The following is a 1,636-nucleotide window of genomic DNA, read 5'->3' as shown; positions in this document are numbered from 1 at the left end:
CTGGGCGAGCGGGGCGACCCGTGGTGGGAACAGGACGCGCAGACGCGGGAGCGCCGCTGGACCGCCGCCCTCACGGCCCTTCGGGACTAGTGCCGGCCAGCTCGGGGTCGGCCAGATCGGGGTCGGCCCGCGCGGAGTCCCGCATCCGCAGCGGCAGCACCACCCAGAGAACCACGGTGCCGAGCAGCAGGGTCCCGGCCGCGGTGATCGCCACGCCGCGGCCGATGGCGACGTCGAGGACCAGCATCAGGCCTGCGCAGAAGGTGCCGCCCAGCATCCCCAGCCCGACCAGCACCAACCGGTGACCGGAACGGACGAGCTCGCGTTTGCGGTTGCGCTGGAACAGGATCCGGTGCGCCGCCACCGGCGCCACGATCAGCATCGAGGAGGCGGCCGCACAGCACAGCGTGGTCACGAACAGGGCGCGCTGGAAGTCGTCGAGCTGGGCCATCCGCTCGCTGAAGGAGAGGGTCAGCAGGAAGCCGAACAGGATCTGCACACCGGTGAACACCACCCGGAGCTCCTGCAACAGCTCCGCGAAGTTCCGGTCGGCACGCGGTAGCGGGCCCTCCGCGCGGTGCCGGATGTTCCACTCCTCGCCCGCCTCGACGACGCTCCTCATCCGGTCCTCCTCACAGTCGGTATCGCGTACCCCGGGGACACCGCCCTCACACCGCAGGCGTCGAACGGTCAGGACGCGCGGTGCGGCGTGCCGCGGACCGAGCACCACAGGGCAGGCACCTCGCGGTGGTCGGCCGGGCGCGCCCGTGCCGAGCACTTCGGGCCGAACATGCCCTTCACGGCTCGGCGGGCGGACCGCTGAGCGGCCCGGATGAGGTCGTCGGGGGGCTGGGCACCGCGCAGCACGACGACGAAGACGTACCGCCGACGGCGTTTCCGCCCCGACCGCCAGGCGGGCAGCCACTCCAGCTCGGCGGTCAGCGGGCGCTCGGCATCGGTGCAGAGTGCCCGGGTCAGCGCGGCCTCCAGGACGTGCGGGTCCAGCTCCGCGGGGGCCTTCACGCGGAGCAGGGCCATGCAGGGTGGGTGCACACGGACCTCCGGCGAGTCGGTCGTCCCGGTCCGCGCTGGGTGCTCAACGCCCGTTCAGACTGACACACCGAACCCCTCGCCACGACCCGGAGCGGGGCATGATGCCCCCATGAGCCCGAAACAGGCGCAGGAGCGGGCGGGGGTGGCGCTGTCCAGCCTCGACTCCCCCGTGCTCGACGGGGACCCGGCCACGAAGGGCGACCTCGTCGACTACCTCGACGGGGTGGCCGACCGGATGGTGCCGGTCCTCGCGGGACGGCCCCTGTCGGTGATCCGGGTGCGGCCCGGGCAGGAACCCTTCATGCAGAAGAACCTGCCGAAGTACACGCCGGAGTGGGTCGCCTCCACGGTGATCCGCTCGCAGACCGGCCGCGAGGTCCGCTACGGGCTCTGCGACGACCGGCGGACCCTCCTCTGGTTCGCCAACCAGCGGGCCGTCGAGTACCACCCCGGGCTGTTCACCGTCTCCGACCACGCCGCCACCCAGCTCGTCCTCGACCTGGACCCGCCCGAGGGCGCCGGCTTCGCCGCGGTCGTCGCCGTGGCCCGGCTGGTCGGCGAGGCGCTGTCCGCCGCGGGGCTC

General features: G+C 73.2%; 3 protein-coding genes. 1 reads left to right on the top strand and 2 read right to left on the bottom strand.

Annotation, left to right across the window (positions count from 1 at the left end; genetic code table 11):
• Nucleotides 1–70: 70 nt before the first annotated feature.
• Nucleotides 71–622, bottom strand: a complete 552-nt coding sequence (locus H5J29_RS31875) for a DUF6328 family protein (RefSeq protein WP_181784631.1) — start codon at nucleotides 620–622, stop codon at nucleotides 71–73.
• 68 nt (nucleotides 623–690) lie between these two features.
• On the bottom strand, nucleotides 691–1,038 hold the full coding sequence (locus tag H5J29_RS31870) for a hypothetical protein (protein WP_181784630.1): 348 nt from the start codon (nucleotides 1,036–1,038) through the stop codon (nucleotides 691–693).
• A 124-nt stretch (nucleotides 1,039–1,162) separates the two neighbouring features.
• Between H5J29_RS31870 and ligD the strand changes: the two genes are divergently transcribed.
• The coding region (ligD, locus tag H5J29_RS31865) for a non-homologous end-joining DNA ligase LigD (RefSeq protein ID WP_446686505.1) at nucleotides 1,163–1,636 on the top strand (474 nt) is incomplete at its 3' end.

Source organism: Pseudonocardia pini (genome assembly GCF_013870575.1).
GTDB classification, from domain to species: Bacteria; Actinomycetota; Actinomycetes; order Mycobacteriales; family Pseudonocardiaceae; genus Pseudonocardia; species Pseudonocardia pini.
Note: the sequence above shows the minus strand (reverse complement) of the source record. Positions and strands in the feature narration are given on the sequence as shown.